Origin of the sequence: Stutzerimonas stutzeri (assembly GCF_024448715.1) — a bacterium.
Lineage (GTDB): Bacteria > Pseudomonadota > Gammaproteobacteria > Pseudomonadales > Pseudomonadaceae > Stutzerimonas > Stutzerimonas stutzeri_AR.
In genome coordinates this window covers 116172-140346 of record NZ_JAMOHZ010000007.1, presented here as the reverse complement: position 1 = coordinate 140346, position 24175 = coordinate 116172, and the positions used below count along the sequence as shown (strand labels likewise).

Genomic DNA, 24175 nt, shown 5'->3' with positions numbered 1-24175 from the left:
ACTACCGGGCCGAAACTGTTGGGGTGAAAGCGGTATCGATCCATTGCTGCACACCGTTCATGGTGGCGAGCGAGGTGTCGAAGACCGGCTGCGGATAGACGCCGAGCAGCACCAGCAGTACGGCTAGCAACAGCACCATGCCAATCTCGCGTGCGTCCAGACCCTGCAGCAGCCCTTCGGCCTTGGTCGGGCCGAAATAGGCGCGGTGGATCATCGCCAGCGAGTAGATGGATGACAGCACCAGCCCGAAGGTGGCGATCACCACCACCCACGGTGAGTTGGCGAAGGCGCCGAACAGCACCACGAACTCACCGATGAAGTTGCCGGTGCCGGGCAGCCCCAACGAGGCAGCGGCGAAGAACAGGCTCAGCGGCGGCAGCCATGGCAGGCGCGACCACAGACCGCCCATTTCGCGCATGTCTCGCGTATGCAGACGCTCATAGAGCTGGCCGCTGAGGATGAACAGCGCTGCGGCCGAGAGACCGTGAGCGATCATCAGCACCACCGCGCCCTGCAGAGCAAGCTCGCTGCCCGAGTAGATGCCGATCAGCACGAAGCCCATATGCGAGACGCTGGAATAGGCGATCAGGCGCTTGATATCGGTCTGCGCGAACGACAGCACCGCACCGTAGAACACGCCGAGCAGGCCGAGGCCCATGGCGATGGGCGCGAAGTCCATCGATGCGTCGGGAAACAGCGGCAGGGCGAAGCGGATCATGCCGTAGGCGGCGGTCTTCAGCAGAATCCCCGCCAGGTCGACAGAGCCGGCGGTAGGCGCCTGGGCGTGGGCATCGGGCAGCCAGGAGTGCAGCGGCACGATGGGGAATTTCACCGCGAAGGCGATGAAGAAGCCCAGCATCAGCAGGTACTCGACGCCCGGTGCCAGGTCGGCCTGGAGCAGCAGCTCGTAGTCGAAGGTTAGCACCCCGGTGTCGTGGAAGTTGGCCAGCACCAGGCCGAGAATGGCCACCAGCATGATCAGGCCGCTGGCCTGGGTGTAGATGAAGAACTTGGTCGCCGCGTTGATCCGCGAGCGCTTGCCTTCCGAGCTGTGACCCCAGAGCGCGATGAGGAAGTACATCGGTACCAGCATCATTTCCCAGAAGAAGAAGAACAGGAACAGATCCAGGGCGAGGAACACCCCGACCACGCCGCCGAGAATCCACATCAGGTTGAGGTGGAAGAAGCCGACGTGGCGCTGGATTTCCTTCCAGGAGCAGAGCACCGAGAGCACGCCGAGCAGGCCGGTGAGCATGATCATCAGCAGCGACAGGCCATCGAGCGCCAGGTGCAGATTGATGCCGAAGCGCTCGATCCAGACGTGCTTGAATTCCACCGCCCAGTTGGCCTCGGCGCCAGGTGCGGGGGCGAGCTGGTAATTACCGCCCGCCCACAGCCAGAGGCCTAGCGCGAGCAGCAGCGTCATGGTGAGCAGAGCGATCCAGCGCGGCATGCTCTTGTCGAAACGTTCGACGAACCAGCAGAGCAGGCCGCCGATGAATGGAATCAGGATTAGCCAGGGCAGAATCACGAGTTCGAATCCTTGCGCAAATTCAGAGCAGAACGATGCCGAGCAACAGCACGGCTCCGCCAACGATGGACAGGGTGTACCAGCGCAACTGGCCGGTTTCGCTGCGGCTCAGCAGCACATGGCTGCCCCGTGCCGTACGCGGTACCAATCCGATGGTGGCGTCGATGGGGTCGCGGCCCAGCAGGCGGGTGAGCCAGAGGTAGGGCTGCACGAAAAGCTTGTCGTAAAGCCAGTCGAAGCCCCAGGCGGCGTACCACCAGGCCGAGAGGAAACGCCCCGGCGCGCTTTGCGCGATGGCGCTGACCAGGCCGCGCTTGCCGAGGAACAGCATGGCGGCAAGCAGGATGCCGGCCAGAGCGATGGCGCCGGAGGCGATCTCCAGGCTGTGCTTGGCTTCACCACCGGCATGGCCGACGCTCTGCGGCAGCAAGCCGGCCAGCGGCGGCACGATCAGCGCGCCGACGAACGTGGAGAGCACGATCAGCACCACCAACGGCAGGTTGTGAGCCAGGCCGCGCCCGGCATGCGCCTCGGTCTTCGCTTCGCCGTGAAAGGCGATGAAGATCAGTCGGAAGGTGTACAGCGAGGTCAGGAACGCACCGGCCAAGCCGGCGTAAAGCAAGCCGCTGTGATTACTGGCGAAGGCTTCCCAGAGAATCTCGTCCTTGGAATAGAAACCGGCCGTGATCAGCGGCAAAGCAGCGAGGGCCGAGCCGCCGACGATGAAGCTGGCGTAGGCCAGTGGCAGCTTCTTCCACAGCCCGCCCATTCGGAAGATGTTCTGCTCGTGGTGGCAGGCGTTGATCACCGAGCCGGAGGCGAGGAACAGCAGCGCTTTGAAGAAGGCGTGGGTCATCAGGTGGAAGATCGCCGCATCCCAGGCGCCGACGCCCAGGGCCAGGAACATGTAGCCGATCTGGCTCATGGTCGAGTAGGCGAGGATGCGCTTGATGTCGGTTTGCACCAGCGCGGCGAAGCCGGCCAGCACCAGGGTCACGCCACCGACGATGCCCACCAGTTCCAGCACGTCCGGCGCCAGCAGGAACAGGCCGTGCGTGCGGGCGATCAGGTAGACGCCGGCAGTGACCATCGTCGCTGCGTGGATCAGTGCGGACACCGGAGTCGGACCGGCCATGGCGTCGGCCAGCCAGGTTTGCAGCGGCAATTGCGCGGACTTGCCCACGGCGCCGCCGAGCAGCGCCAGGGTCGCCAGAGTGATCCAGAGATCACCGCTGGCGAACTTCTGCGGCGCCAGCACTAGCAACTCCTGGATATTGAGGGTGCCAAGCTGGACGAACAGAATGAACAAGCCGAAGGCCATAAGCACGTCGCCCACGCGGGTGACGATGAAGGCCTTGAGCGCGGCATTACCGTTCTTGCGCTCCTTGAAGTAGAAGCCGATCAGCAAATACGAGCACAGCCCCACGCCTTCCCAGCCGAAGTACAGCAGCAGCAGGTTGTCGCCCAGCACCAACAGCAACATGCTGAAGATGAACAGATTGGTGTAGGCGAAGAAGCGCGAGTAGCCCTCTTCGCCGCGCATGTACCAGCTGGCGAACAGGTGGATCAGAAAGCCAACGCCGGTGACCACGCCGAGCATGGTCAGCGACAGGCCGTCCAGATGCAGCCCGAAGGCGACGCTGAAGCCCGCAACGTCCAGCCACTGCCACAGGTGCTGGCTGAACACGCCGCCCTCCGGTGGCGAGGTGTTGAATTGCCAGATGCACAGGGCGCTGATCAACGCCGACAGGCCGATCGAACCGACACCGATCACGGCCGCCAGGTTTTCGGAGATGCGCCCGCGCGAGAAGGCCAGCAGGAAATAGCCGAGCAGCGGGAAAACGAAGGTCAGGAATAGTAGGTTCATCCGCGCATCTCGCTTGCAGCATCGACATCGAGGGTGTTGAAGCGGCGATACAGCTGCAGCAGGATCGCCAGGCCTATGGAGGCCTCGGCGGCGGCGAGGGTAATTACCAGGATGAACATGATCTGCCCATCCGGCTGCTCCCAGCGGCTACCAGCCACGACAAAGGCCAGACCTGCGGCGTTCATCATTACTTCCAGGCTCATCAGCATGAACAGGATGTTGCGTCGAACCATCAGGCCGACCAGGCCCAGGCAGAACAGCACGGCGGCGATGGCCAGACCGTGCTCCATTGGAATCGAATGCATGCTTACTCCTTCGCCTCGTGGCGGCCCAGGTGGAAGGCTGCGACCAGTGCTGCCAGCAGCAGCATGGAGGCCAGCTCGACGGCCAGCAGATAAGGCCCGAACAGGGCAATGCCGACTTCCTTGGGCCCGACTGTGGTCAGGCCTGCGGGCGCGTATTCGGGCGCCGAGAACAACGCCCAGAGCAGCTGCGCGAGGAGAATCGTCGCCAACAGCGACGGGCCGATCCACACGCGCGGCGCCATCCAGGCGCGCTCCTGGCCAGCGGTGTTGCGGCCCAGGTTGAGCATCATCACCACGAACACGAAGAGCACCATAATGGCGCCGGCATAGACAATGATTTCCAGCGCGCCGGCAAAGGGCGCGCCGAGAGCGAAGAAACACATCGACACGGCCAGCAGCGAGGTGATCAGGTAAAGCAGGGCGTGCACTGGATTGCTGCCGGTGATTACCCTTAGCGTGGCGACCACCGCCACGCCGGCGGAAAAGTAGAAGGCGAATTCCATCAGCAGAACCTCGATTCAGGCGCGAACTGCTCCCTCTCCCCTTGGGTGAGGGTTGGGGTGAGGGGGAAATGTCTCTGGCGACTCCGAGTCATCATGGCAACAACCCCTTGACGTTGATCGGCTCGGCTTCGTTCTGCGCCGCGCCCTTCGGCTTGCCTGCAATGGCCAGGCCCGAGACGCGGTAGAAGTTGTAGTCGTGATATTTGCCGGTGCCGGAAATCAGCAGATCTTCCTTCTCGTACACCAGGTCCTGACGCTTGTATTCACCCATCTCGAAATCGGGTGTGAGCTGGATCGCGTTGGTCGGGCAGGCTTCCTCGCAGAGGCCGCAGAAAATGCAGCGCGAGAAGTTGATGCGGAAGAACTCGGGATACCAGCGGCCTTCGTCGGTCTCGGCCTTCTGCAACGAGATGCAGCCCACCGGGCAGGCCACCGCGCAGAGGTTGCAGGCCACGCAGCGCTCTTCGCCGTCGGGGTCGCGCGTCAGCACGATGCGACCGCGATAGCGTGGCGGCAGGTAGACCTGCTCTTCCGGGTACTGCAGGGTGTCGCGCTTGTGAAAGCCGTGGCTGAAGATCATCACCAGGCTACGCAGCTGGGTATAGGTGCCGTGGAGCACCGCGCCAATGTACTTGAACATCGAATTCTCTCCTTACTGGGCCGCGGCCAGCACAAGTGCGCCGGTCACCAGCAGGTTGATCAGGGTCAGCGGCAGGCAGAATTTCCAGCCGAAGGCCATCACCTGGTCGTAGCGCGGGCGCGGCAGCGAGGCGCGCAACAGCACGAACAGCATGATGAAGAAACCGGTCTTGATCGCGAAATAGAAGAACGACAGCCAGGGCAACGTGTCGAGGAACGGACCGTGCCAGCCGCCGAAGAACAGCGTGGTCAGCAGTGCCGAGATGGTCACGATGCCGATGTACTCGCCGACGAAGAACATGCCCCACTTCATCCCGGCATACTCGACGTGGTAACCGTCGGCCAGCTCCTGCTCGGCTTCCGGCTGGTCGAAGGGGTGGCGGTGAGTGACCGCGACGCCAGCGATGAAGAAGGTACAGAAGCCGAGGAACTGCGGAATGATGAACCACAGGTTCTGCTGCTGGTACTCGACGATGTCGCGCATGTTGAACGAACCGACCTGGGCGACGATACCCATCAGCGACAGACCGAGGAACACCTCGTAGGACACCGTCTGCGCCGAGGCGCGAAGGGCGCCGAGCAGGGCGAACTTGTTGTTGCTCGCCCAGCCGGCGAACAGCACCGCATATACCGTGAGGCCGGCCATGGCGAAGAAGAACAGCAGGCCGATGTTCAGGTCCGCCACGCCCCAGGTCGGGGTGACCGGCACGATGACGAAAGCGATCAGCAGCGAGCTCATCGCCACCACCGGCGCCAGGGTGAAGATCAGGCGGTCTGAGAACGGCGGGTTCCAGTCCTCCTTGAAGAACATCTTCAGCATGTCGGCAGCGATCTGAAACATGCCGAACGGCCCGACGCGGTTGGGACCGTAGCGGTCCTGCCACCAGCCCAGCAGGCGGCGTTCGACGAAGCTCAGCAAGGCGCCGCACACCACCACTGCCAGCATGATCACCAGCGCCTTGACGACGGCGATGATCACGTCGATCACTTCAGGAGTCAGCCAGCTCATCGCGACGCCTCCAGTTCAGTGGCCAGGCAGGTGCTGCTCAGTACCGGAATGCCTTCGAGGCCGACCGGCAGACCGACCAGGCCGAGGCCCAGGGATTCATCGATGCGCACCGGCAGTTGTAGGTGCCGATCGGCGACCCGCAGGCTGAGCAGCGCGCCTTCGGTCACGCCAAGGCGCTGGGCTTCGGCTTCGGCCAGGGCGACATAGGGCTGCGGGATACGGCTCTGGATCGGTGCGGCGAGCGCGGTGGTTTCCTCGCTGCCGAACAGATGATGCAGCGGCACCACCTGCCAGCTGCCAAGCGCGGGGGCGAAGGCGGCAGGGGCGGATTTCCAGGCCAGATCCTGGCGGGCGTCGTCGAGCAGGCGCACACCGGGGTCGCCGGCACGCAGATGGCCGCCGACCTCGTCCTGGAATTTGTTCCAGGCCTGTGGCGAGTTCCAGCCCGGTGACCAGGCGAAGGGAATCTGCTGACGATCCTCGGCGCTGCCGGAATAGCCTTCCATGGAATAGGCGAACGGCGAATCCTGGTCCTGCGGCTGGCGCGGTTCGTGCACGCTGATATTGGCGCGCATGGCGGTGCGCCCGCTGTAGCGCAGCGGCTCGCGCGCCATTTTCAGGCCCTTGATGCGGAACGAGGAAAGTGGCGCAGCGTTGAGGATGCCAGATAGCTGCGGGTTGGTTGCGGCGCAGTCTGCGGTTACCTGATCCAGGTTGGTCCAGTCCACGGCCTTGCCTTGCAGCGTGCATTGCAGCGCGTGCATCCAGCGCCAGCCTTCGCGTACCAGAATCTTGCCGTCGTAGTAGCTGGGCTCGAAGACCTGGAAGAAACGCTGCGCGCGGCCTTCGTGGCTGACCAGGGTGCCGTCGGCTTCGGCGAAGCTGGCGGCGGACAGCACCAGATGGGCCTTGGCCGTGGTGGCGGTCTGCTGATGATCGGCGACAATCACGGCCTTGGCGGCGGCGAGGGCAGCGTCCACTTTGTCTTGGTTAGCACGGCGATACAGATCGTTCTCAAGCACGATCACCGCGTCGGCACTGCCGGCAATCAAGGCGTCCAACGCGGCATCCACGGATTCGCCGCCGAGCAGCGCGACGCCGAGGCTGTTGGCCTCCGGCACGATGAGGCTGAATGACGCGTTCTTCTGGCGGTTCTTCAGCGCCTGGGCGATGTTGCCGGCGGCCTCGATCAGGCTCTTCTCGCCTAGCGAGGCGCCGCTGATTAGCAACGGCCGCTTGGCAGCGAGCAGGGCATCGGCGATCTGTTGCACCAGCTCGCGGGCTTCGGCTTCCAGGCCATCCACCGCCGGAGCGCTGGGATCGATGGCATGCGCCACGGCGAAGCCGAGGCGCGCCAGATCGGCCGGTGCGGCATGCACGCTCTGTTCGGCGATGTCATCGAGACGGGTTTCGGCGGCGCTGGCGATGTAGACCGGATGCAGGGCGCCCTGTGCGACGTTCTGCACCGCGGCGATATGCCAATCCTGAATCTTCATCGAGGCGGCGATTTCAGTGGCCTTGCCCTTGGCGGCCTGACGCACTGCCAGCGCCATGCGGGCGGCCGTCTGGGTTAGGTCTTCGCCGAGGATGAACACCGCATCGTGGCTTTCGATCTCGCGCATCGTCGGCACCGGCAGCGGGCCGTTCTGCAGCAGTTGGCGGATCAGTCGGATGTTCTCCAGCTCGTTGGCGGCGATGCCGCTGTAGAAGTTCTCCGCACCGACCAGTTCACGCAGGGCGTGGTTGCTTTCCAGGCTGGCGCGTGGCGAGCCGATGCCGATCACACGTTTGCCTTGAAGCAGCTCGGCGGCGGTATCCAGGGCGGCGTCGATGCCGAGCTTGTCCGCGCCCAGCAGCGGCTGGCGCGGACGATCGCTACGGTTGACGTAGCCGTAGCCGAAACGCCCACGGTCGCAGAGGAAGTAGTGGTTCACGTCGCCGTTGAAGCGGTTCTCGATGCGACGCAGTTCGCCGTAGCGCTCGCCGGGGCTGATGTTGCAACCGGATGCGCAGCCATGGCAGATGCTCGGCGCGAACTGCATGTCCCACTTGCGGTTGTAGCGCTCGGAGTGAGTCTTGTCGGTAAATACGCCGGTTGGGCAGACCTCGGTGAGGTTGCCGGAGAACTCGCTTTCCAGCACGCCGTCTTCGACACGGCCGAAATACACGTTGTCGTTCGCACCGAAAACGCCCAGGTCAGTGCCGCCCGCATAGTCCTTGTAATACCGCACACAGCGATAGCAGGCGATGCAGCGGTTCATCTCGTGGGCGATGAACGGGCCGAGCTCCTGATTTTGGTGGGTGCGCTTGGAGAAGCGGTAACGACGCTGGTTGTGGCCGGTCATCACCGTCATGTCTTGCAGGTGGCAGTGACCGCCTTCCTCGCACACGGGGCAGTCGTGCGGGTGGTTGATCATCAACCACTCGACGACGCTGGCGCGGAAGGCCTTGGCTTCCGTGTCTTCGATGGAAATCCAGCTGTTGTCGGTAGCGGGGGTCATGCAGGACATGACCAGCCGGCCGCGGGTGTCGTTTTCGTCGGAATACTGCTTGACCGCGCACTGGCGGCAGGCACCGACGCTGCCCAGCGCCGGGTGCCAGCAGAAATAGGGAACATCGAGGCCGAGCGACAGACATGCCTGTAGCAGGTTGTCCGCCCCATCGACTTCGTAGTCTTTGCCGTCTACGTGGATAGTGGCCATTTCTAGGTCTTCTCATCCGCTTGCGCGGGTCTGGCTAATAGGAAACTTTTTCCGCTGAAGGGAAGATCAGGGCTGGACGAGGCCGTACGGCTCTTTCTCCCAGCGTTCAGCCTTCAGCGTCTTTCAATTCTTCATGCCGGCTGCGGAGGTGCAGTTGCCGCCTGGGCGACGCCCGCCTCGAACTCATGTCGGAAATACTTGATCGCCGCGCCCAGCGGCTCTACCGCGCCGGGTGCGTGGGCGCAGAAGGTCTTGCCCGGACCGAGAAAATCCACCAGGCGCAACAGGATGTCGAGGTCCTGGGCTGTGCCCTGGCCGCGCTCCAGTGCGCGTAAGGTCTTCACACTCCAGGGCAGGCCGTCACGGCACGGCGTACACCAGCCGCAGGATTCGCGGGCGAAAAACTCTTCCATGTTGCGCAGCAGCGAGACCATGTTGACCGTGTGGTCCACGGCCAGCGCCAGACCGGTGCCCATGCGCGTGCCGAACTTGGCGACGCCGCCGGCGTACATTTGCGCTTCCAGGTGTTCGGGGAGCAGAAAGCCGGTACCGGCGCCGCCGGGCTGCCAGCATTTGAGGGTGTAGCCATCCTTCATGCCGCCGGCGTAGTCCTCGAACAACTCGCGGGCGGTGATGCCGAAGGGCAGCTCCCAGATGCCTGGGTTCTTTACCTTGCCGGAGAAGCCCATCAGCTTGCTGCCGTGGTCTTCGCTACCGGGACGCGCCAGCGACTTGTACCAATCCACGCCGTTGCCGATGATCGCCGGCACGTTGCACAGGGTCTCGACGTTGTTGACACAGGTTGGCTTGCCCCAGACGCCGACGGCGGCGGGGAAGGGCGGCTTGGCGCGCGGATTGGCGCGGCGGCCTTCCAGCGAGTTGATCAGCGCGGTTTCTTCGCCACATATATAGCGGCCGGCGCCGGTGTGTACGAAGAGCTCGAAATCGAAGCCACTGCTGAGAATGTTCTTGCCCAGCAGGCCGGCGGCCTTGGCTTCATCGATAGCGCGATTGAGGTTGCGCGCCGCATCGACATATTCACCGCGCAGGAAGATATAGCCTCGATAGGCCTTGAGCGCGCGGGCACTGATGATCATGCCTTCCACCAAGAGGTGAGGCAGCTGCTCCATCAGCAGGCGGTCCTTCCAGGTGTTGGGCTCCATTTCGTCCGCGTTGCATAGCAGGTAGCGGATGTTCAGCGATTCGTCCGCCGGCATCAGGCCCCACTTCACGCCGGTGGGAAAGCCGGCACCGCCACGGCCCTTAAGGCCGGAGTCCTTCACCGTCTGCACAATATCGGCCTGAGCCATCTCGGCCAGCGCCTGGCGCAGCGCGTCATAGCCGGCCTTCTGGCGATATTCTTCGAGCCAGACCGGCTCGCCGTCGTCGCGCAAGCGCCAGGTCAACGGATGGGTTTCTTCGCTGCGGGCGATGCGGTTGGCCGGGCCGAAGGATGCCAGTTGCTTCATGACGCTCATGGATAAGCCTCCAGCAGGGCAGCGACACCGCCAGACTGGACGTCGCCGAAGGTATCGTCATCGATCATCAGCGCCGGGGCCTTGTCGCAGTTGCCCAGGCAGCACACCGGAATCAGCGTGAAGCGGTTGTCGGCGGTGGTCTGGCCGGGCTCGATGCCTATTTCATTTCTGATGCTGTCCAGCACGCTTTCATGACCGCCGATGTAGCAGGTCATGCTGTCGCAGACGCGGATGATGTGGCGGCCCACCGGCACGCGGAAGATCTGGCTATAGAAGGTGGCGACCCCTTCGATGTCGCTGGCCGGAATGTCGAGGACTTCGCTGATGGCGTCACATGCGCCATCAGGCACCCAGCCACGGGCCTTCTGCACGATCTTCAGCGCTTCGATGGACGCTGCGCGCGGATCTTCGTAGTGGTGCATTTCATGCTCGATGGCGGAGCGTTCGGTTTCGCTGAGGACGAAACGGTCAGTCTTGATCAGAGTGGTCATATCAGCGGTCCACGTCGGCCATAACGAAATCGATGCTGCCCAGATAGGCGATCAGGTCCGGAATCATGCTGCCGCGAATCACCGAGGGGATCTGCTGCAGATGCGGGAAGCTGGGCGTGCGGATGCGCGTGCGGTAGCTCATGGTGCTGCCGTCACTGGTCAGGTAATAGCTGTTGATGCCCTTGGTCGCTTCGATCATCTGGAAGCTTTCGTTAGCTGGCATCACCGGACCCCAGGAGACCTGCAGGAAATGAGTGATCAGCGTTTCGATGTGCTCCAGTGTGCGCTCTTTCGGTGGCGGCGTGGTCAGCGGGTGGTCAGCCTTGTAGGGGCCTTCGGGCATGTGCTTGAGGCACTGCTCGATGATCTTGAGGCTCTCGCGCATCTCGCCCATCTTCACCATGCAGCGGTCGTAGGCGTCACCGTTGACCGCCAGCGGCACTTCGAAATCGAAATGCTGGTAGCCGGAATAGGGACGCGCCTTTCGGATGTCGAAGTCGCAACCGGTTGCGCGCAGGCCGGCACCGGTGGTGCCCCACTCCAGCGCCTGCTTGGTGTTGTAAGCGGCGACGCCCTTGGTGCGGCCGATGAGGATGCTGTTCTTCAGTGCCGCCTTTTCGTACTCGTTGAGACGCTTGGGCATCCAGTCGAGGAATTCGCGCACCAGCTTGTCCCAGCCGCGCGGCAGATCGTGGGCGACGCCGCCGATGCGGTACCAGGCCGGGTGCATGCGGAAACCGGTGATGGCTTCGATGACCTTGTAGGCGCGCTGGCGGTCGGTGAAGGTGAAGAACACCGGGGTCATGGCGCCGACGTCCTGGATGTAGGTGCCCAGGTACAGCAGGTGGTTCTGAATGCGGAAGAACTCGGCCATCATCACACGGATGAAATCGACGCGGTCCGGCACGGTGATGCCGGCCAGTTTCTCCACCGCCAGCACATAAGGCAGGTTATTCATCACTCCGCCGAGGTAGTCGATACGGTCGGTGTAGGGGATGAAGCTGTGCCAGCTCTGGCGCTCGGCCATCTTCTCGGCGCCGCGATGGTGGTAGCCGATCTCCGGTACGCAATCGAGGATTTCCTCGCCATCGAGCTGCAGGATGATCCGAAACGCGCCGTGGGCCGAGGGATGGTTGGGGCCGAGGTTGAGGAACATATAGTCCTCGTGCTCGCTGTGACGCTGCATTCCCCAATCCTCGGGCTTGAAGCGCAGGGCTTCCTGCTCCAGGTCCTGCTTGGCGGCGTTCAGGCTGTAGGGGTCGAACTCAGTGGCACGCGCCGGGTAATCCTTGCGCAGCGGATGGCCTTCCCAGGTCGGCGGCATCAGCATGCGAGTGAGGAACGGGTGGCCCTCGAAGGTGATGCCGAACATGTCCCAGATTTCGCGCTCGTACCAGTTGGCGTTGGGCCAGACGGAGACGGCGGTGGGCAGGTTGAGATCGCCCTCCTTGAGCGCGACCTTGATCATCACATCGCTGTTTCGCTCAAGCGACATTAGGTGATAGAACACGCTGAAATCGGCGGCTGGCAGGCCACGGCGATTGGTGCGCAGGCGCTCATCGGTGGCGCTCAGGTCGTAGAGCATCACATAGGGCTTGCTGACCTGGCGCAGGAAGCCGAGCACCTCCATGAGCTTTTCGCGTGGCACCCAGAGTACCGGCATGCCGGTCAGGCTGGGTTGCAGCGTGAAGGTTTCGGCGCCGAAGCGCGCGTTCAGTTCGACCACGATATCCTGGTCGTCAGCCTTGTAGGGCGGGATGTACAGAGCATTGCCTGCAGTCATGATCTCGGTCGCTTTCGGTCAACGTTTGGGTGTGGAGAGGCCTTCCGGGAGGAAAGCCGAGTTCACACGTCGTCGGGGCTGCGCAGGTTGGTGACCTGAATACGCTGTTCGCGTCGCTGTTCTTTCTGCGAAGGCATCTCGGCGCGATAAACGCCTTGATCACCGACGACCCAGGAAAGCGGGCGACGCTCCTTGCCGATGGATTCCTGCAGCAGTTGCAAACCTTGCAGGAACGCCTCGGGGCGGGGCGGGCAGCCGGGTATGTACACGTCCACGGGGAGGAACTTGTCGACCCCCTGAACGACCGAGTAAATGTCGTACATACCACCGGAATTGGCGCACGAACCCATGGAGATGACCCACTTGGGTTCGAGCATCTGTTCGTAGAGGCGCTGGATGATGGGCGCCATCTTGATGAAGCAGGTGCCGGCAATGACCATGAAGTCGGCCTGGCGCGGCGAGGCACGGATCACCTCGGCACCGAAGCGGGCGATGTCATGAGGCGCGGTGAAGGCGGTGGTCATCTCCACATAGCAGCACGACAGGCCGAAGTTGTACGGCCAGAGGGAATTCTTGCGCCCCCAGTTGACCGCGCCACTCAGCACGTCTTCCAGCTTGCCCATGTAGATGTTGCGATGAACCTGGTCTTCTAATGGATCGGCAACAGTCTCCTGCTGGCCGATCGGATAACGGTCATTGACCGCATCCGGATCGATCCGGGTAAGTTTGTATTGCATGTGAAGAGCCTCATTGTTTTAGCTTCGCCTGTCGCTCGCGACGGCTGGATGGCGCCCAATCGAGCGCACCCACCCGCCAAAGGTAGACAAGACCCGCCAACAGAATTGCTATGAATACGGTAGCTTCAATGAGGCCCGCCCAGCCGCTTTCGCGCACCGAGACGGCCCAGGCAAAGAGATATAGGGCTTCAACGTCGAAGATCACGAAGAGCATCGCGACCAAATAGAATTTTGCCGAGAAGCGCAGTCGTGCGCTGCCCGTGGGAAGAATGCCGGACTCGAAGGGCTCGTTCTTGGCGCGACCCCAGGCCTTGCTGCCGAGCAGGCTGGAAGCGCCGAGCATGAATGCGCAGAGCGCGATGACGCCGAAAATGAATACAGCGAAGCCCCAGTTATGGGACAGAGATACATCAGGCATGCCGGGCCCCTTAGCGGAACGGCTTTATTATGTCCAGCTTGCGACAGCGACTAAGCGTCGCAACCCCTCATGGCCGGGCATTCTATGCCTAGTGAAAGATTGTGTACATGTTTCTACATGAAACATATTGAATTATTTTGCGAAATTAGTTGATGGTTTGGTTGGCTGTGTCCTGGCGGGACGGTGCTGGGGTGGCTTCTCCAAGGTTGATGGCCGCTTGTCGCAATCTTTTGGAAACGTTGTTTTCATGCTCAGGCCACACAGAGGCTAGGCAGAGTCTGCGCGTGGGCGGCGACTTGGCCGATCACCAGGATTGCCGGACTTTTTAGCCGAAAGGCCAGCGCATCGCGGCACATGTCCGCCAGGCTGGAGCGGCACTCGCGCTGTTGCGCAAGGGAGGCGTTTTCGATCATCGCGACCGCGGTCCACGCTGGCAGTCCGCCTTCGAGCAGGCCTGTCTGTACTTGCTGCAGGCTGCTGACTCCCATGTAGACGACCAGTGTCGTGCCGGTTTTCGCCAGTGCGTGCCACTCGGGGCTGCTGCCGTCCAGGGTATGCGCCGTGACCAGCGTGACGCCCCGTGCCACGCCGCGTTGGGTCAGTGAAATACCGCACTGAGTCGCACCGGCGAGGCCAGCCGTGATCCCATTGACCAATTCAACCTCGATACCGCGTTCGGCCAACCAGTCGGCTTCTTCGCCGCCGCGGCCGAAGATGCACGGATCGCCGCCTTTCAGGCGCACCACGCATTTGCCCTGGCGTGCATAGCGCAACATCAGCCGATGGATGAAGGCCTGCGGCGTCGAGCGGCAGCCACCGCGCTTGCCCACCGGGATCACCCGTGCGTTCGGGCAGTGTTCCAGTACGGCGGGATTGACTAGGTCGTCGATCAGCACCACCTGTGCCTCGCCCATGGCCCGCACCGCCTTGAGCGTCAGCAGTTCCGGGTCACCAGGACCTGCGCCAACCAGCCAGACTTTTGCGCTCATGTTTTCACCTCTCATGCTGCTGTGATCATCTCGGCGATGCGTTGTGCATCGCATGTTCAGTCGTCGCGTCGCTTAAGCCACCGCGGGTTGCTTCACCAGTAGCCGCTTAATTTCCGGTACACAGGAGCCGCAGCTCGTGCCGCAGCCCAGCTCGCGTTTCAAACCATCCAGATCCAGACCGCGCTCGATCCCCGTGCAAATTGCGTCCTGGCTGACATTCATGCAGTTGCAGAGGATCTTGGCCGCGCGCACTTCGCTACCGGGCGGTGTGCTCAGCGGTGCCAGCAGCCAGCGGCGCAGTGTCTGGTCAGCCTTGCCGTCCTGCCAGAGTTGCTTCAGCCAGTGACGCGCGGCGGTTTCCCCGGAGAGACTGAGGGCGACGATGCGACCATCCTCGATGCGCACACGCTTGCCCACGCCGCGGCGTGGATCGTCATAGACCAGTACCGGGCCCTCATCCAGCCCCAGCAACTGCTCAAGCTCTGCCAATTGCTTCGCGCTTGGTGCTTCGTGGCAGGCGGCGCGGATGACCAGTGCCGGGCGGTCGCGGCCAGTCAGGCTGAAGCTGGCATAGGCGAAGCCGTCGAATTTCGGGCGCAGGGCCTCGAAATGCTTTTGCACCGAGCCTTCGATCAGCGCGAAGAATTGCCAGGGCAGCTCGGCCTTCTCCACTTCGATACCGGTGTGCTTGAGCTCGGGCTGCTTGGACAACGGGTCGAAGGCGGGCAGGGACAACAGATTCACGCCAAGTCCCTTGAGGAAGCGATCACCCCAATGCATCGGGATGAACGCCTGGCTGGGCCGTAGGCAGTCATCGCTGCTTACCGGCAGTACCAGTTCGCCACGGCGGCTGCGGACTTTCACCAACTGGCCGTCGAACAGGTTACGGCGGCGCATGTCGTCGGCGTTCATGCTCAACAAGGCTTCTTCTACATGGCCGAATAGACGCGTCGCTGTGCCGGTGCGGCTCATGCCATGCCAGTGATCGCGCAGGCGTCCGGTGTTCAGAATCAGCGGAAAACCTGCGTCGTGTTGCTCCTTCGGTGGCTGGTACTGCTCGGCAAGAAAGCGCGCGCGGCCGCTTTCGGTAGGGAATACACCATTGCCGTAGAGCCGCGCTGTGCCCGTGTGACTGCCGGCAGGGAACGGCCACTGCTGCGGGCCGATCTGATCGATCAGCGCGTGGCTGAGGCCGGACAGGTCCAAGTCGCGGTCACGAGTGAGTAACTTGTATTCGTCGAACAACGCCGCCGGAGATTTGAAGGCAAACAGACTGGATTGGCCGGGTCGTAGATGCCGCTCGAGCCGTCGCGCGAAATCGCAGGTGATCGACCAGTCGGCACGCGCCTCGCCGGGCGCGGGAATGGCGCGCCGCACATGGCTGACGCGGCGCTCGGAATTGGTCACCGTGCCTTCCTTTTCGCCCCAGCTGGCGGCAGGCAACAGCAGGTCGGCGTAGCGGCAGGTCTCGGTGGTGAAGAAGGCTTCCTGAACCACCACGAAAGGGCAGGCCGCCAGCGCTTCGTGGATTTTTTGTTGATCCGGCATCGATTGCGCCGGATTGGTGCAGGCGATCCACAGCGCTTTCACCTTGCCGCTGCGCACCGCCTCGAACAGCTCGATGGCCGACAGGCCCGGCGCTGTTGGCAACTGCTCGACACCCCAATATGCGGCGACTTCGGCGCGATGCTGCGCGTTACCGGCTTCGCGATGGCCGGGCAGCAAATTGGACAGGCTGCCGGTTTCGCGGCCACCCATGGCGTTCGGCTGGCCGGTCAGCGAGAAGGGCCCGGCGCCGGGCTTGCCGATCTGACCGGTCGCCAGGTGCAGGTTGATCAGCGCACTGTTCTTGGCGCTGCCAGCCGTGGACTGGTTTACGCCCATGCACCAAAGCGAGAGAAATCTAGGTGCGTTACCGATCAAGTGAGCGCAGGTCTGCAATTCATCAATGCTGATGCCGCATAGCTTCGCCGTCGTAGCTGGGTTGTAGTCACGCGCGAGTTGCTTCAGCTCGCCCAGGCCTTCGGTATGGGCGTCGATGAAATCCTGATCGATCCGGCCAGTTTCAAGAAGGATGTGCAGGATGCCGTGAAACAGCGCGACATCGGTGCCCGGCAGGATCGCCAGGTGCAGATCGGACAGCTCGCAGGTATCAGTTCGCCGCGGGTCGACGACGATGATCTTCATCTCGGGACGCTTCGCCTTCGCTTCTTCGAGACGGCGGAACAGCACCGGATGGGCATAGGCCATGTTGCTGCCGACGATCAACACGCAATCGCTCTGTTCAATGTCTTCGTAGCTGCAAGGTGGGGCGTCGGCGCCGAGGCTGCGTTTGTAACCGACCACGGCTGACGACATGCACAGCCGCGAGTTCGAGTCGATGTTGTTTGTGCCGACCAGCGCGCGGGCGAGCTTGTTGAATGCGTAATAGTCCTCGGTCAGCAGCTGGCCGGAGATATAGAACGCGACGCTGTCGGGGCCGTGTTCGGCTATGGTCTCGGCGAACACATTGGCGGCGTGGTCCAATGCGCTGTCCCAATCAGTGCGTGCACGGGCCAGGCCTTTTCCCAGCCGCAGCTCGGGGTAGAGCGCGCGAGCGTCGAGGTCTCCGGTCAGGTGCAGCGTCGAGCCCTTGCTACACAGTTTGCCGAAATTGGCCGGATGATTCGGGTCGCCGGCAACATCGAGGATCCGCTGGCCGTCGTGCTCGATCAGCACGCCACAACCGACGCCGCAGTAACAGCATGTTGAAGCGGTAGTCTGGCGCATGGCTTCGTTTCCTCAGATTGGCGTAGCGGGGTGCGGCTCGCGGTTTGTTTGTGGTGGGTGCAAACGGGTCTACAGATGGACAGGTTGGGGCGTCGTGGAATCGCCAAGACCAGCCGCACCTAAGCCGGCCATGCCTAAGCCGGCCGCGCCGAACATCAGGTGGTCGCGGATCTGGCTGACGTTCTGGTTCTCGCGCACCTGGCTGTAGTACCAGCTGCCGTCAGCGGTGTCGCCATAGAGGCAGGCGCCGACCAGGACGTCGTCTTTGATCACCAGCTTCTTGTAGACGCCGCTGATTGGGTCGGAGAGCGTGATGGTCTCGGTGCCTTCACCGCCCATGAAATCGCCGGCAGAAAACAGATCGATACCGGTCACCTTAAGCTTCGTCGAGGTCACGGAACCCAGGTAGCGCGAGAAGCCGAGCATCGCGAGGTGGTTGGCGCAGACCTTGGCCTGTTCGAATAGCGGCGCGACCAGTCCGTAGGCGGTGCCTCGGTGATTGGCGCATTCGCCGACGGCATAGATTCGCGGATCGAATGTTTGCAGCGTGTCGTTCACCAGAATGCCGCGGCGGCAGGGCAGGCCGCATGCTTCGGCCAGTTCGCTGTTGGGGCTGATGCCTGCCGCCATCACCACCAGATCAGCTGGAATTACCTCGCCATCGGTAAAGCGCACGGCGGCTACCTGGCCCTGATAATTGCCGATCAGCTCGGACGTCTGCTTCTTCAGTCTGAAGCTCAGGCCCCGCGCTTCCAGCGCGCCTTGCAGCAGGCGCCCGGCGGTCTTGTCGAGTTGCCGCTCCATCGGCCACTCGCCCAGATGCACCACCGTGACGTCCATGCCGCGCAGCTTCAGCCCGTTGGCCGCTTCCAGCCCAAGCAGGCCTCCGCCGATCACCACGGCATGACTATGGGTTCGGGCGGCATTCATCATGGCCTGGGTGTCAGCGATATCGCGGTAACCGATCACGCCGTCCAGTTGATTGCCAGGAATCGGCAGGATGAACGGGCTCGAGCCGGTGGCGATCAGCAGTCGGTCGTACTCGGCTTCGCTGCCATCTTCGGCTATGACTCGACGCCTGACCCGATCGATCTGAGTCACCTTGCGATTGAGCATCAAACGGATGTCGTGCTTGGCGTACCAGTCGAGGTCGTTGAGTACGATCTCATCGAAGGTTTGTTCACCGGCCAGCACTGGCGAAAGCAGAATTCGATTGTAGTTGGGATGGGGTTCGGCACCGAAAACGGTAATTTCGTAGAGCTCGGGGGCGAGTCTGAGCAATTCCTCCAAGGTACGTACCCCGGCCATGCCGTTGCCTATCATCACAAGCTTGAGCTTCTTCATGCGAGTCTCCGCCGAGCCAGTGGCCGGTCACGCCTGGCTGTAGAAAATCCAACAAAAAAAGGCGTCCCACCGGTAACCCAGTGAGGACGCCTTTGTCCTGTATCTGATGCAGCCTGACCTTCTCCGTTGAAGGTCGTGCTTTATGTTGGGTTTGCTTTGCAGGGGATATGCCAATTCCAATCCTGCCGGAATTCATGGACTTCAAGCCCTGGGAGGAGTGCGCTCCGGCCGTTTCGTGCCCCCATATGATGCGGCTCGCGCATCGCTGGTGCAGAGCCACGCAGCTCCGAGCATGTTTTCGTTGACAATGGCCGTCGGGCTTTTCTATTGTTTTGCCCTTGCGCCGATTTAGTCAGCTACTTGCGGGGCGCCTGGAGCCGAAGGCTTCGAAATACCGCTAAAGCGCTGGTTCGGTGTCGCCTCCCACCGCTGCCCAGCGGAATTCTTGAGGCGGAATTTCCAGAATGAATGCACCGCAGCGCTCCCCTATCCGTTTAGCCCCGATCACCGGCGGGTTTGTCCGAAGCAATCCGAAAATTCTCCTCGGTGGCAATCATCAGCCATCGCTGTTGCGATACCTCGACGGTTGGCCGAAGCGCTGGGGAAAACCTCATGCCTTTCTTGTCCACTTCACCAGCGCCGACCAGTCACTCGCCCATTTCGCCGCGAACAGCTTCGACCTCGCTGTCGTCCAGGCGCCGACTGCCGAACGTCTCGATGAGTGCGTGCGTGAGTTGACTCGTGTGGCGCGCCAGGGACTGATCGTTCGGCGCTGAGGCAGGCCAAGATCAGCGCCATTGGATTGCACTTGGCGATGCATGCGTCGCCGGAGCCGACTAGGCCCCTTTGCCCAGCCAGACCAGAAGTCCCAGGTTTAGCAGCAGCGATATCAATGCCAGGGTTCGCCAGACCTTCAAGGGTTCACGCTCGAGCAGCGGCCGCATCGATGTACTGGCGGCCAACCGCTCACCCTGTTCCAGGGTCAGCAACCACTCTTCGGCCGTCTCGAATCGCTGCTTCGGTTCAACCGCAACGGCGCGCTTGAGCATCTCATCCAGCCACACCGGCAGGTCGGGGCGATAGCGGCTGGCTGGCGCCGGGGTGCCAAAGCGCGGACGCTGGAAGGCTTCCACTTCACCGTAGGGGTAATGCCCGGTGAGCAGGTAATAGAGCGTAACGCCCGCCGCGTACAGATCCTGCTCGCGACTTGGCTGTGCGCCGGTAAACGCTTCCGGCGCCAGATAGCTCGGGGTGCCCGGCAGGCTGTGCGGTTGATCCTGCGACAGACCGGGGCAGTGCGCCAGACCGAAGTCCAGCAGGCGTAGCTCGCCGTCGTCGCCCAAGTGCAAGTTCTCCGGTTTTATATCGCGATGCAGGATGTTGCGCCGATGCAGCATGCCCAGCGCGCGGACCAGGCGCGGCGCCAGTTGCCGCCAGTCGGGCAGCTCCATCGGCCCCCGCTGAAGGAAGTGCTGGGCGAGGGTTGCGCCGCTGTATTCGCGCTGCACGTAGTACAGATGCTGGCGCTGCGGCAAACCATGGGTTTCCGGGAAATGTTTGCCGGCGACCCGGCGCAGGAACCATTCTTCCTGAAGCAATGCCGGGCCGGCTTCGGGTTCGTCATGCCGGCTGGATGGCAGCGTCTTTAACAGCCAGGGCTGGCCCTGTTGGTCGCTGACCCGGTAGATCAGCGATTGCCGCGACTCGGCCAGCAACGCATCGACAATCCAGCCCTCGAACGCCTGTCCTGGGCGCAGCTTGGGCGGTAGCGGCCAGTCGCTCAGTTGCGCGAGAGAGTCGGCCAGTGCTGCGTCGGGTAGCTCCTCGACGCGTAGCAACAAGGCGCTGGCGTTATCCTGGCTGCCGGTCTGATGGGCGAGATTAACCAAGGTTTGCGCGGCGCTGGAAAGATCCGCCTGGTCGCGGAGTACATTCTGGATATCGCCTTCGGTGATGCTCGCCCAGACACCATCACTGAGCAGCAGAAAGCATTCGCCGAGATGCAGCTCACCATCCAGATAATCCACTACCAGATGCTGATCCAGCCCCATGGCACGTTTGAGCACGTGCTGCATGTTTGGCTGGTCCCATACGTGGTCTTCGCTCAGCCGCTGCAGATTTCCGCCGTGCCAGCGGTAAGCCCGGCAATCACCAACATGGGCAAGGGTGAAGCGGCGTCCGCGCAACACCAGCGCCGTCAAGGTGGTCAGCAACGGTTGCCCGTTACCGTTGGCCTGCAACCAGCGGTTGTGCGCGACAAGCAGGCGGTCGAGCGACTGCGCCACGGTCCAGGTTTCCGGAGTGGCGTAGTAGTCGGTAGCCAGCGCCTGCAACGTGGCCCGTGCCGCCAGTCCGCCGTCCGCGCATTGGCTGACCCCATCGGCGATGGCGAACAACGCACCTTTACTGGCGGCAAGCCCCGGTGTCGGCGTGACGATGCGTAGGGCATCCTGATTTTCGTCGCGCGGCCCGGTGGCGGTAGCCTCGCCGAAGGACAGTTGCAGGGGCATGAGCGAGACTCCGGACAGCGAGCTTTGAGCGATGAAATGAAAAGGCGGCAAGCCGCGTGGCTTGCCTTCGTTGGTCCAGCTTAGGTGGCGTCGATCAGACCCGCGCGGCAGTCATCGCGGCCGAACCCCAAGTAGTTCTCCAGCGACGCTTGACGCCATAAAGACCGAACCAGGCCAGCGCACCGAGGCTGGCAAACAGCCAGAGGCCCAGCTGATAGTCGCCGGTGGTTTGCTTGACGGCACCCAGACCGGCGGTGAGCAGGAAGCCACCGATACCGCCAGCCATGCCGACCAGCCCGGTCATCACGCCGATTTCCTTGCTGAAGCGCTGCGGCACCAACTGGAACACCGCACCATTACCGGCACCGAGGCTGAGCATGGCGACGACGAACAGTGCCAATGCAGCGATGGAACTAGGCAGATTGAAGCCGACGATGAACAGACAAGCGGCCGCCAGGGTGTACATCACCAGCAACGAGCGGATACCACCGATGCGATCGGCCAGCGCGCCGCCAAGCGGGCGCAGCAGGCTGCCGGCGAACACGCAGGCGGCGGTGTAATAGCCGGCCTTGACCGGGTCGAAGGCGTACTGATCATGGAAGTAGCCGGGCAGGGTACTGGCCAGGCCGAGGAAGCCGCCGAAGGTCACGCTGTAGAAGAACATGAACCACCAGCTGTCGCGGTCGCCCAGCGCCTTCATGTAATCGGCGAAAGATTTGGGCGCGGGGCGGTTCGGCGCGTTCTTCGCGACACTGGCAAAGATAATCAGGGTTAGCACAAGCGGAATCAGCGCCAGGCCGAACACGTTGCTCCAACCGAACATCGTGGCCAGCACTGGCGCGAACAGCGCCGCGAGCACGGTACCGGAATTGCCCGCACCGGCGATGCCCATGGCCTTGCCCTGATGCTGCGGTGGGTACCACTGCGAGGCCAGCGGTAGCGCCACCGCGAAGGAGGCGCCGGCCATGCCGAGGAACAGGCCGAGCAGCAATGCCTGTTCGTAGCTGTGGATGCCATTCAACCAAGCCACGAACAGAGCGGCGATGACTACGATCTGGCCAAAAAGCCCGGCCGTTTTCGGTGAGGTACGGTCGGCCAGCATGCCCAGCACCAGGCGTAAGACAGCGCCAGAAAGGATCGGCGTAGCGACCATAAAGGCGCGTTGTTGAGTGGTCAGGCCGAGGTCGGCGGCGATCTGCACGCCCATCGGGCCGAGCACGTACCAGACCATGAAGCTGAGATCGAAATAGAGAAAGGCGGCGAAGAGCGTTGGCGTGTGACCGGCTTTCCAGAAACTCGTATTCATCGAACACCTCACAAGACAAGTAGAACCGACGTGCCGAATGGCCGCCGGAGAACGCGGTGCTGTCGGCCGATGGCGACAGCGCGAAATCTATTGCGAGCAGCGGGTCGGTGCTGCACGCGCCCGTGTCAACGGGGCAACAAAAAAGGCGCCGCGAACCCCCGTCAGTTCGAACGGGGGGACGCGACGCCTTTGTCATGTCTGTAAGTAACCGCCGTTGGCTACCTGCCGATTGCAAAGCAGGAGCTGTGCCAACCGGTCGGCCCGCTGCTTTCGGGCGCTTCGCGGCGGTTGGAGCAGTAGAGGCTGGATGAAAAAGGCGCACCGCCACGATGCGGTGCGTCGATTTGAAGCGTTTCCGAGAGGTCCTGGAGCGATCAGGAAATGCGGTTGACCTTGGGGAATTTTGCGTCGAACTCGCCGGGCATCGGCACTACCCCTTTGTCCCGGTAGTTGAAGAAAACGAAGCCCGACTTGGCCATGGCGATCAGCGTGCCGTCAGCCGGGCGGGTGATGCGGAACGTGATGTCACCGCCGTACCTGTTGAAGTCCATCACGCCGACCTCGAACAGCAGCACGTCGCGCGCATGAGCCTCGGCTTTGTAGGTAGTGGCGAGGTCGGTGACGATGATGCCGCAGCCGTCCTTAGTGGTTTCGGCGATGCCGTAAGCGAACAGGAAGCGCGCGCGGGCTTCGGAAATCATCGAGATCATCGAGTCGTTGGCCAAATGGTTAGCGGCGTTGATATCGGTGATGCGTACGGTCTGCTGGGTCGTGAAGCAGAACTGGTCTTCTGGAAAGTGCAGGGCGAGGCGGGCCATGAATTGCTCGGCTGGTGATCGAAGATGCGCATTCTAACGTAGCGACTAGCCCGCTACAGCTGATACGGGGCGTAGCGCGAGCGCCCCTGCTCGCGACAAGAGCCGCGATAGTTCTCACTGCTCGTTGTGCTGAGGCGAAGGCTCCGCCAGCTGTTGTAGACCGCGCTTCGCTTTGGCTTGCAAGGCTTCGAGTCGCTGATGATGTCGGGCGCTGGCAATCCGACTCAGATAATGACCGAGCAATGCCAACAGGCAGGCGATTACGAAGGTCGCGATCATGGCCATCTCATCTCTCCATCTTTATGTTCGACCGGCGTTTGGAGTGCATCGGATCGAGCCGCGTGCTGTTCAGCACCCCTCCGTCCGCAGGCGTTGTGCGTTGTCAATGCGACCGATCAAGCAGCTCGTTCATGGCAATGATCTGTTCGGCTACCTGAATCAGCTTTTGCTGGCGGCTCATGGCCTGGCGGCGCATCAACGTATAGGCGTCTTCCTCGTTGCAGCTTTTCATTTTCATCAGCATGCCCTTGGCCAGCTCGATGCGCTTGCGCTCGACCAGTTGTTGATCTCGGGCATGCAGCTGCGCGCGAATGGCCTGATCGCTTTCGAAGCGGGCCATCGCCACATCCAGGATCGGTTTGAGGCGTTGAGCCTGAATGCCTTCGACGATATAGGCGCTGACGCCTGCGCGGATCGCCTGGCGCATGGCGTCGGGGTTGTTGTCGTCGGTGAACATGACGATGGGGCGCGGCTGATCGCGACTGACCATCACCACTTGCTCCATCACGTCGCGGCCGGGCGAGTCGGTATCGATCAGCACCACGTCGGGGCGTATGGACTCGACCCGTTCGGGCAGGTCTATGGTCAGGCCGGATTCTTCGATCACTTCGAATCCGGCCTCGTTCAAGGCGGCCCGCAGGCGACCAACTTTGCGCGGGGTGTCGTCGATCAGGAGAACACGAAGCATGGCTGTCTC

The 24175-nt window shown here is 62.5% G+C and carries 20 protein-coding genes and 1 pseudogene; 1 reads left to right on the top strand and 20 read right to left on the bottom strand.

What is annotated here, in order from left to right:
• Window position 1: 1 nt before the first annotated feature.
• From nuoM to NAV33_RS16150, 15 genes and pseudogenes are all read right to left on the bottom strand, one after another.
• Entirely contained in the window at window positions 2–1531 is a 1530-nt protein-coding gene (nuoM, locus tag NAV33_RS16220) for an NADH-quinone oxidoreductase subunit M (protein ID WP_255981878.1), read from the bottom strand.
• 22 nt (window positions 1532–1553) lie between these two features.
• Window positions 1554–3398, bottom strand: a complete 1845-nt coding sequence (nuoL, locus tag NAV33_RS16215) for an NADH-quinone oxidoreductase subunit L (protein ID WP_255981876.1) — start codon at window positions 3396–3398, stop codon at window positions 1554–1556.
• Window positions 3395–3703 (bottom strand): NADH-quinone oxidoreductase subunit NuoK, encoded by a 309-nt coding sequence (gene nuoK, locus NAV33_RS16210; RefSeq protein ID WP_255981874.1) that lies wholly within the window; start codon window positions 3701–3703, stop codon window positions 3395–3397. Before nuoK ends, nuoL begins: the two co-directional genes overlap by 4 nt.
• Window positions 3704–3705: 2 nt before the next feature.
• Complete coding sequence (gene nuoJ / locus NAV33_RS16205; protein WP_255981872.1) at window positions 3706–4206, bottom strand: NADH-quinone oxidoreductase subunit J; 501 nt, start codon at window positions 4204–4206, stop codon at window positions 3706–3708.
• Window positions 4207–4297: 91 nt separating this feature from the next.
• Window positions 4298–4846: an NADH-quinone oxidoreductase subunit NuoI gene (nuoI, locus tag NAV33_RS16200; protein ID WP_255981870.1), complete on the bottom strand. Its 549-nt coding sequence runs from the start codon at window positions 4844–4846 to the stop codon at window positions 4298–4300.
• A 12-nt stretch (window positions 4847–4858) separates the two neighbouring features.
• Window positions 4859–5854 (bottom strand): NADH-quinone oxidoreductase subunit NuoH, encoded by a 996-nt coding sequence (gene nuoH, locus NAV33_RS16195; protein WP_255981868.1) that lies wholly within the window; start codon window positions 5852–5854, stop codon window positions 4859–4861.
• The gene (gene nuoG / locus NAV33_RS16190; RefSeq protein ID WP_255981866.1) at window positions 5851–8556 is read right to left on the bottom strand and encodes an NADH-quinone oxidoreductase subunit NuoG; all 2706 of its coding nucleotides are present in this window, start codon (window positions 8554–8556) and stop codon (window positions 5851–5853) included. The genes nuoH and nuoG overlap by 4 nt, the downstream gene beginning before the upstream one ends.
• 131 nt (window positions 8557–8687) lie before the next feature.
• The gene (gene nuoF, locus NAV33_RS16185; RefSeq protein WP_255982147.1) at window positions 8688–10025 is read right to left on the bottom strand and encodes an NADH-quinone oxidoreductase subunit NuoF; all 1338 of its coding nucleotides are present in this window, start codon (window positions 10023–10025) and stop codon (window positions 8688–8690) included.
• A 5-nt stretch (window positions 10026–10030) separates the two neighbouring features.
• Entirely contained in the window at window positions 10031–10525 is a 495-nt protein-coding gene (gene nuoE / locus NAV33_RS16180) for an NADH-quinone oxidoreductase subunit NuoE (RefSeq protein WP_255981864.1), read from the bottom strand.
• A 1-nt stretch (window position 10526) separates the two neighbouring features.
• Window positions 10527–12308 (bottom strand): NADH-quinone oxidoreductase subunit C/D, encoded by a 1782-nt coding sequence (gene nuoC / locus NAV33_RS16175; protein ID WP_255981862.1) that lies wholly within the window; start codon window positions 12306–12308, stop codon window positions 10527–10529.
• A 62-nt stretch (window positions 12309–12370) separates the two neighbouring features.
• Window positions 12371–13045 carry a NuoB/complex I 20 kDa subunit family protein gene (locus tag NAV33_RS16170; RefSeq protein WP_014852512.1) on the bottom strand — a complete coding sequence of 225 codons (675 nt, stop codon included), beginning with the start codon at window positions 13043–13045 and terminating at the stop codon, window positions 12371–12373.
• Window positions 13046–13055: 10 nt separating this feature from the next.
• Window positions 13056–13463, bottom strand: coding sequence for an NADH-quinone oxidoreductase subunit A (locus tag NAV33_RS16165; RefSeq protein ID WP_255981859.1), 408 nt, complete (start codon window positions 13461–13463; stop codon window positions 13056–13058).
• 251 nt (window positions 13464–13714) lie between these two features.
• Window positions 13715–14452 carry a uroporphyrinogen-III C-methyltransferase gene (cobA, locus tag NAV33_RS16160; RefSeq protein ID WP_255981857.1) on the bottom strand — a complete coding sequence of 246 codons (738 nt, stop codon included), beginning with the start codon at window positions 14450–14452 and terminating at the stop codon, window positions 13715–13717.
• 72 nt (window positions 14453–14524) lie between these two features.
• Window positions 14525–17221 carry a nitrate reductase gene (locus tag NAV33_RS16155; RefSeq protein ID WP_255981855.1) on the bottom strand — a complete coding sequence of 899 codons (2697 nt, stop codon included), beginning with the start codon at window positions 17219–17221 and terminating at the stop codon, window positions 14525–14527.
• Between the two features lie 123 nt (window positions 17222–17344).
• A pseudogene (locus NAV33_RS16150) lies at window positions 17345–18565 on the bottom strand (NAD(P)/FAD-dependent oxidoreductase); the annotation flags it as partial.
• Window positions 18566–19029: 464 nt separating this feature from the next.
• Between NAV33_RS16150 and NAV33_RS16145 the strand changes: the two are divergent.
• The gene (locus NAV33_RS16145; RefSeq protein WP_255981853.1) at window positions 19030–19341 is read left to right on the top strand and encodes a methionine biosynthesis protein MetW; all 312 of its coding nucleotides are present in this window, start codon (window positions 19030–19032) and stop codon (window positions 19339–19341) included.
• A gap of 60 nt (window positions 19342–19401) precedes the next feature.
• Here the strand turns inward: NAV33_RS16145 and NAV33_RS16140 are convergent, their stop codons facing one another.
• From NAV33_RS16140 to NAV33_RS16120, 5 genes are all read right to left on the bottom strand, one after another.
• Complete coding sequence (locus NAV33_RS16140) at window positions 19402–21075, bottom strand: bifunctional protein-serine/threonine kinase/phosphatase (protein WP_255981851.1); 1674 nt, start codon at window positions 21073–21075, stop codon at window positions 19402–19404.
• Between the two features lie 94 nt (window positions 21076–21169).
• Complete coding sequence (locus tag NAV33_RS16135) at window positions 21170–22381, bottom strand: MFS transporter (RefSeq protein WP_255981849.1); 1212 nt, start codon at window positions 22379–22381, stop codon at window positions 21170–21172.
• 374 nt (window positions 22382–22755) lie between these two features.
• Window positions 22756–23199 carry a thioesterase family protein gene (locus NAV33_RS16130; RefSeq protein ID WP_255981847.1) on the bottom strand — a complete coding sequence of 148 codons (444 nt, stop codon included), beginning with the start codon at window positions 23197–23199 and terminating at the stop codon, window positions 22756–22758.
• A gap of 114 nt (window positions 23200–23313) precedes the next feature.
• Window positions 23314–23484, bottom strand: coding sequence for a hypothetical protein (locus NAV33_RS16125; protein ID WP_255981845.1), 171 nt, complete (start codon window positions 23482–23484; stop codon window positions 23314–23316).
• Window positions 23485–23581: 97 nt separating this feature from the next.
• Window positions 23582–24166 carry an ANTAR domain-containing response regulator gene (locus NAV33_RS16120; RefSeq protein ID WP_255981843.1) on the bottom strand — a complete coding sequence of 195 codons (585 nt, stop codon included), beginning with the start codon at window positions 24164–24166 and terminating at the stop codon, window positions 23582–23584.
• Window positions 24167–24175: the final 9 nt, after the last annotated feature.

Bases quoted from the DNA above. Each gene is read 5' to 3' on its own strand.
- NAV33_RS16140 (WP_255981851.1), bottom strand. From the start codon at position 21,075: ATGCCCCTGCAACTGTCCTTCGGCGAGGCTACCGCCACCGGGCCGCGC.
- nuoC (WP_255981862.1), bottom strand. From the start codon at position 12,308: ATGACTGCAGGCAATGCTCTGTACATCCCGCCCTACAAGGCTGACGAC.
- nuoG (WP_255981866.1), bottom strand. From the start codon at position 8,556: ATGGCCACTATCCACGTAGACGGCAAAGACTACGAAGTCGATGGGGCG.
- nuoI (WP_255981870.1), bottom strand. From the start codon at position 4,846: ATGTTCAAGTACATTGGCGCGGTGCTCCACGGCACCTATACCCAGCTG.
- NAV33_RS16155 (WP_255981855.1), bottom strand. From the start codon at position 17,221: ATGCGCCAGACTACCGCTTCAACATGCTGTTACTGCGGCGTCGGTTGT.
- nuoH (WP_255981868.1), bottom strand. From the start codon at position 5,854: ATGAGCTGGCTGACTCCTGAAGTGATCGACGTGATCATCGCCGTCGTC.
- nuoE (WP_255981864.1), bottom strand. From the start codon at position 10,525: ATGACCACTCTGATCAAGACTGACCGTTTCGTCCTCAGCGAAACCGAA.
- nuoK (WP_255981874.1), bottom strand. From the start codon at position 3,703: ATGCATTCGATTCCAATGGAGCACGGTCTGGCCATCGCCGCCGTGCTG.
- NAV33_RS16130 (WP_255981847.1), bottom strand. From the start codon at position 23,199: ATGGCCCGCCTCGCCCTGCACTTTCCAGAAGACCAGTTCTGCTTCACG.
- nuoF (WP_255982147.1), bottom strand. From the start codon at position 10,025: ATGAAGCAACTGGCATCCTTCGGCCCGGCCAACCGCATCGCCCGCAGC.
- NAV33_RS16145 (WP_255981853.1), top strand. From the start codon at position 19,030: ATGAATGCACCGCAGCGCTCCCCTATCCGTTTAGCCCCGATCACCGGC.
- cobA (WP_255981857.1), bottom strand. From the start codon at position 14,452: ATGAGCGCAAAAGTCTGGCTGGTTGGCGCAGGTCCTGGTGACCCGGAA.
- NAV33_RS16165 (WP_255981859.1), bottom strand. From the start codon at position 13,463: ATGCCTGATGTATCTCTGTCCCATAACTGGGGCTTCGCTGTATTCATT.
- nuoL (WP_255981876.1), bottom strand. From the start codon at position 3,398: ATGAACCTACTATTCCTGACCTTCGTTTTCCCGCTGCTCGGCTATTTC.
- NAV33_RS16135 (WP_255981849.1), bottom strand. From the start codon at position 22,381: ATGAATACGAGTTTCTGGAAAGCCGGTCACACGCCAACGCTCTTCGCC.
- NAV33_RS16170 (WP_014852512.1), bottom strand. From the start codon at position 13,045: ATGCAATACAAACTTACCCGGATCGATCCGGATGCGGTCAATGACCGT.
- nuoJ (WP_255981872.1), bottom strand. From the start codon at position 4,206: ATGGAATTCGCCTTCTACTTTTCCGCCGGCGTGGCGGTGGTCGCCACG.
- NAV33_RS16125 (WP_255981845.1), bottom strand. From the start codon at position 23,484: ATGGCCATGATCGCGACCTTCGTAATCGCCTGCCTGTTGGCATTGCTC.
- NAV33_RS16120 (WP_255981843.1), bottom strand. From the start codon at position 24,166: ATGCTTCGTGTTCTCCTGATCGACGACACCCCGCGCAAAGTTGGTCGC.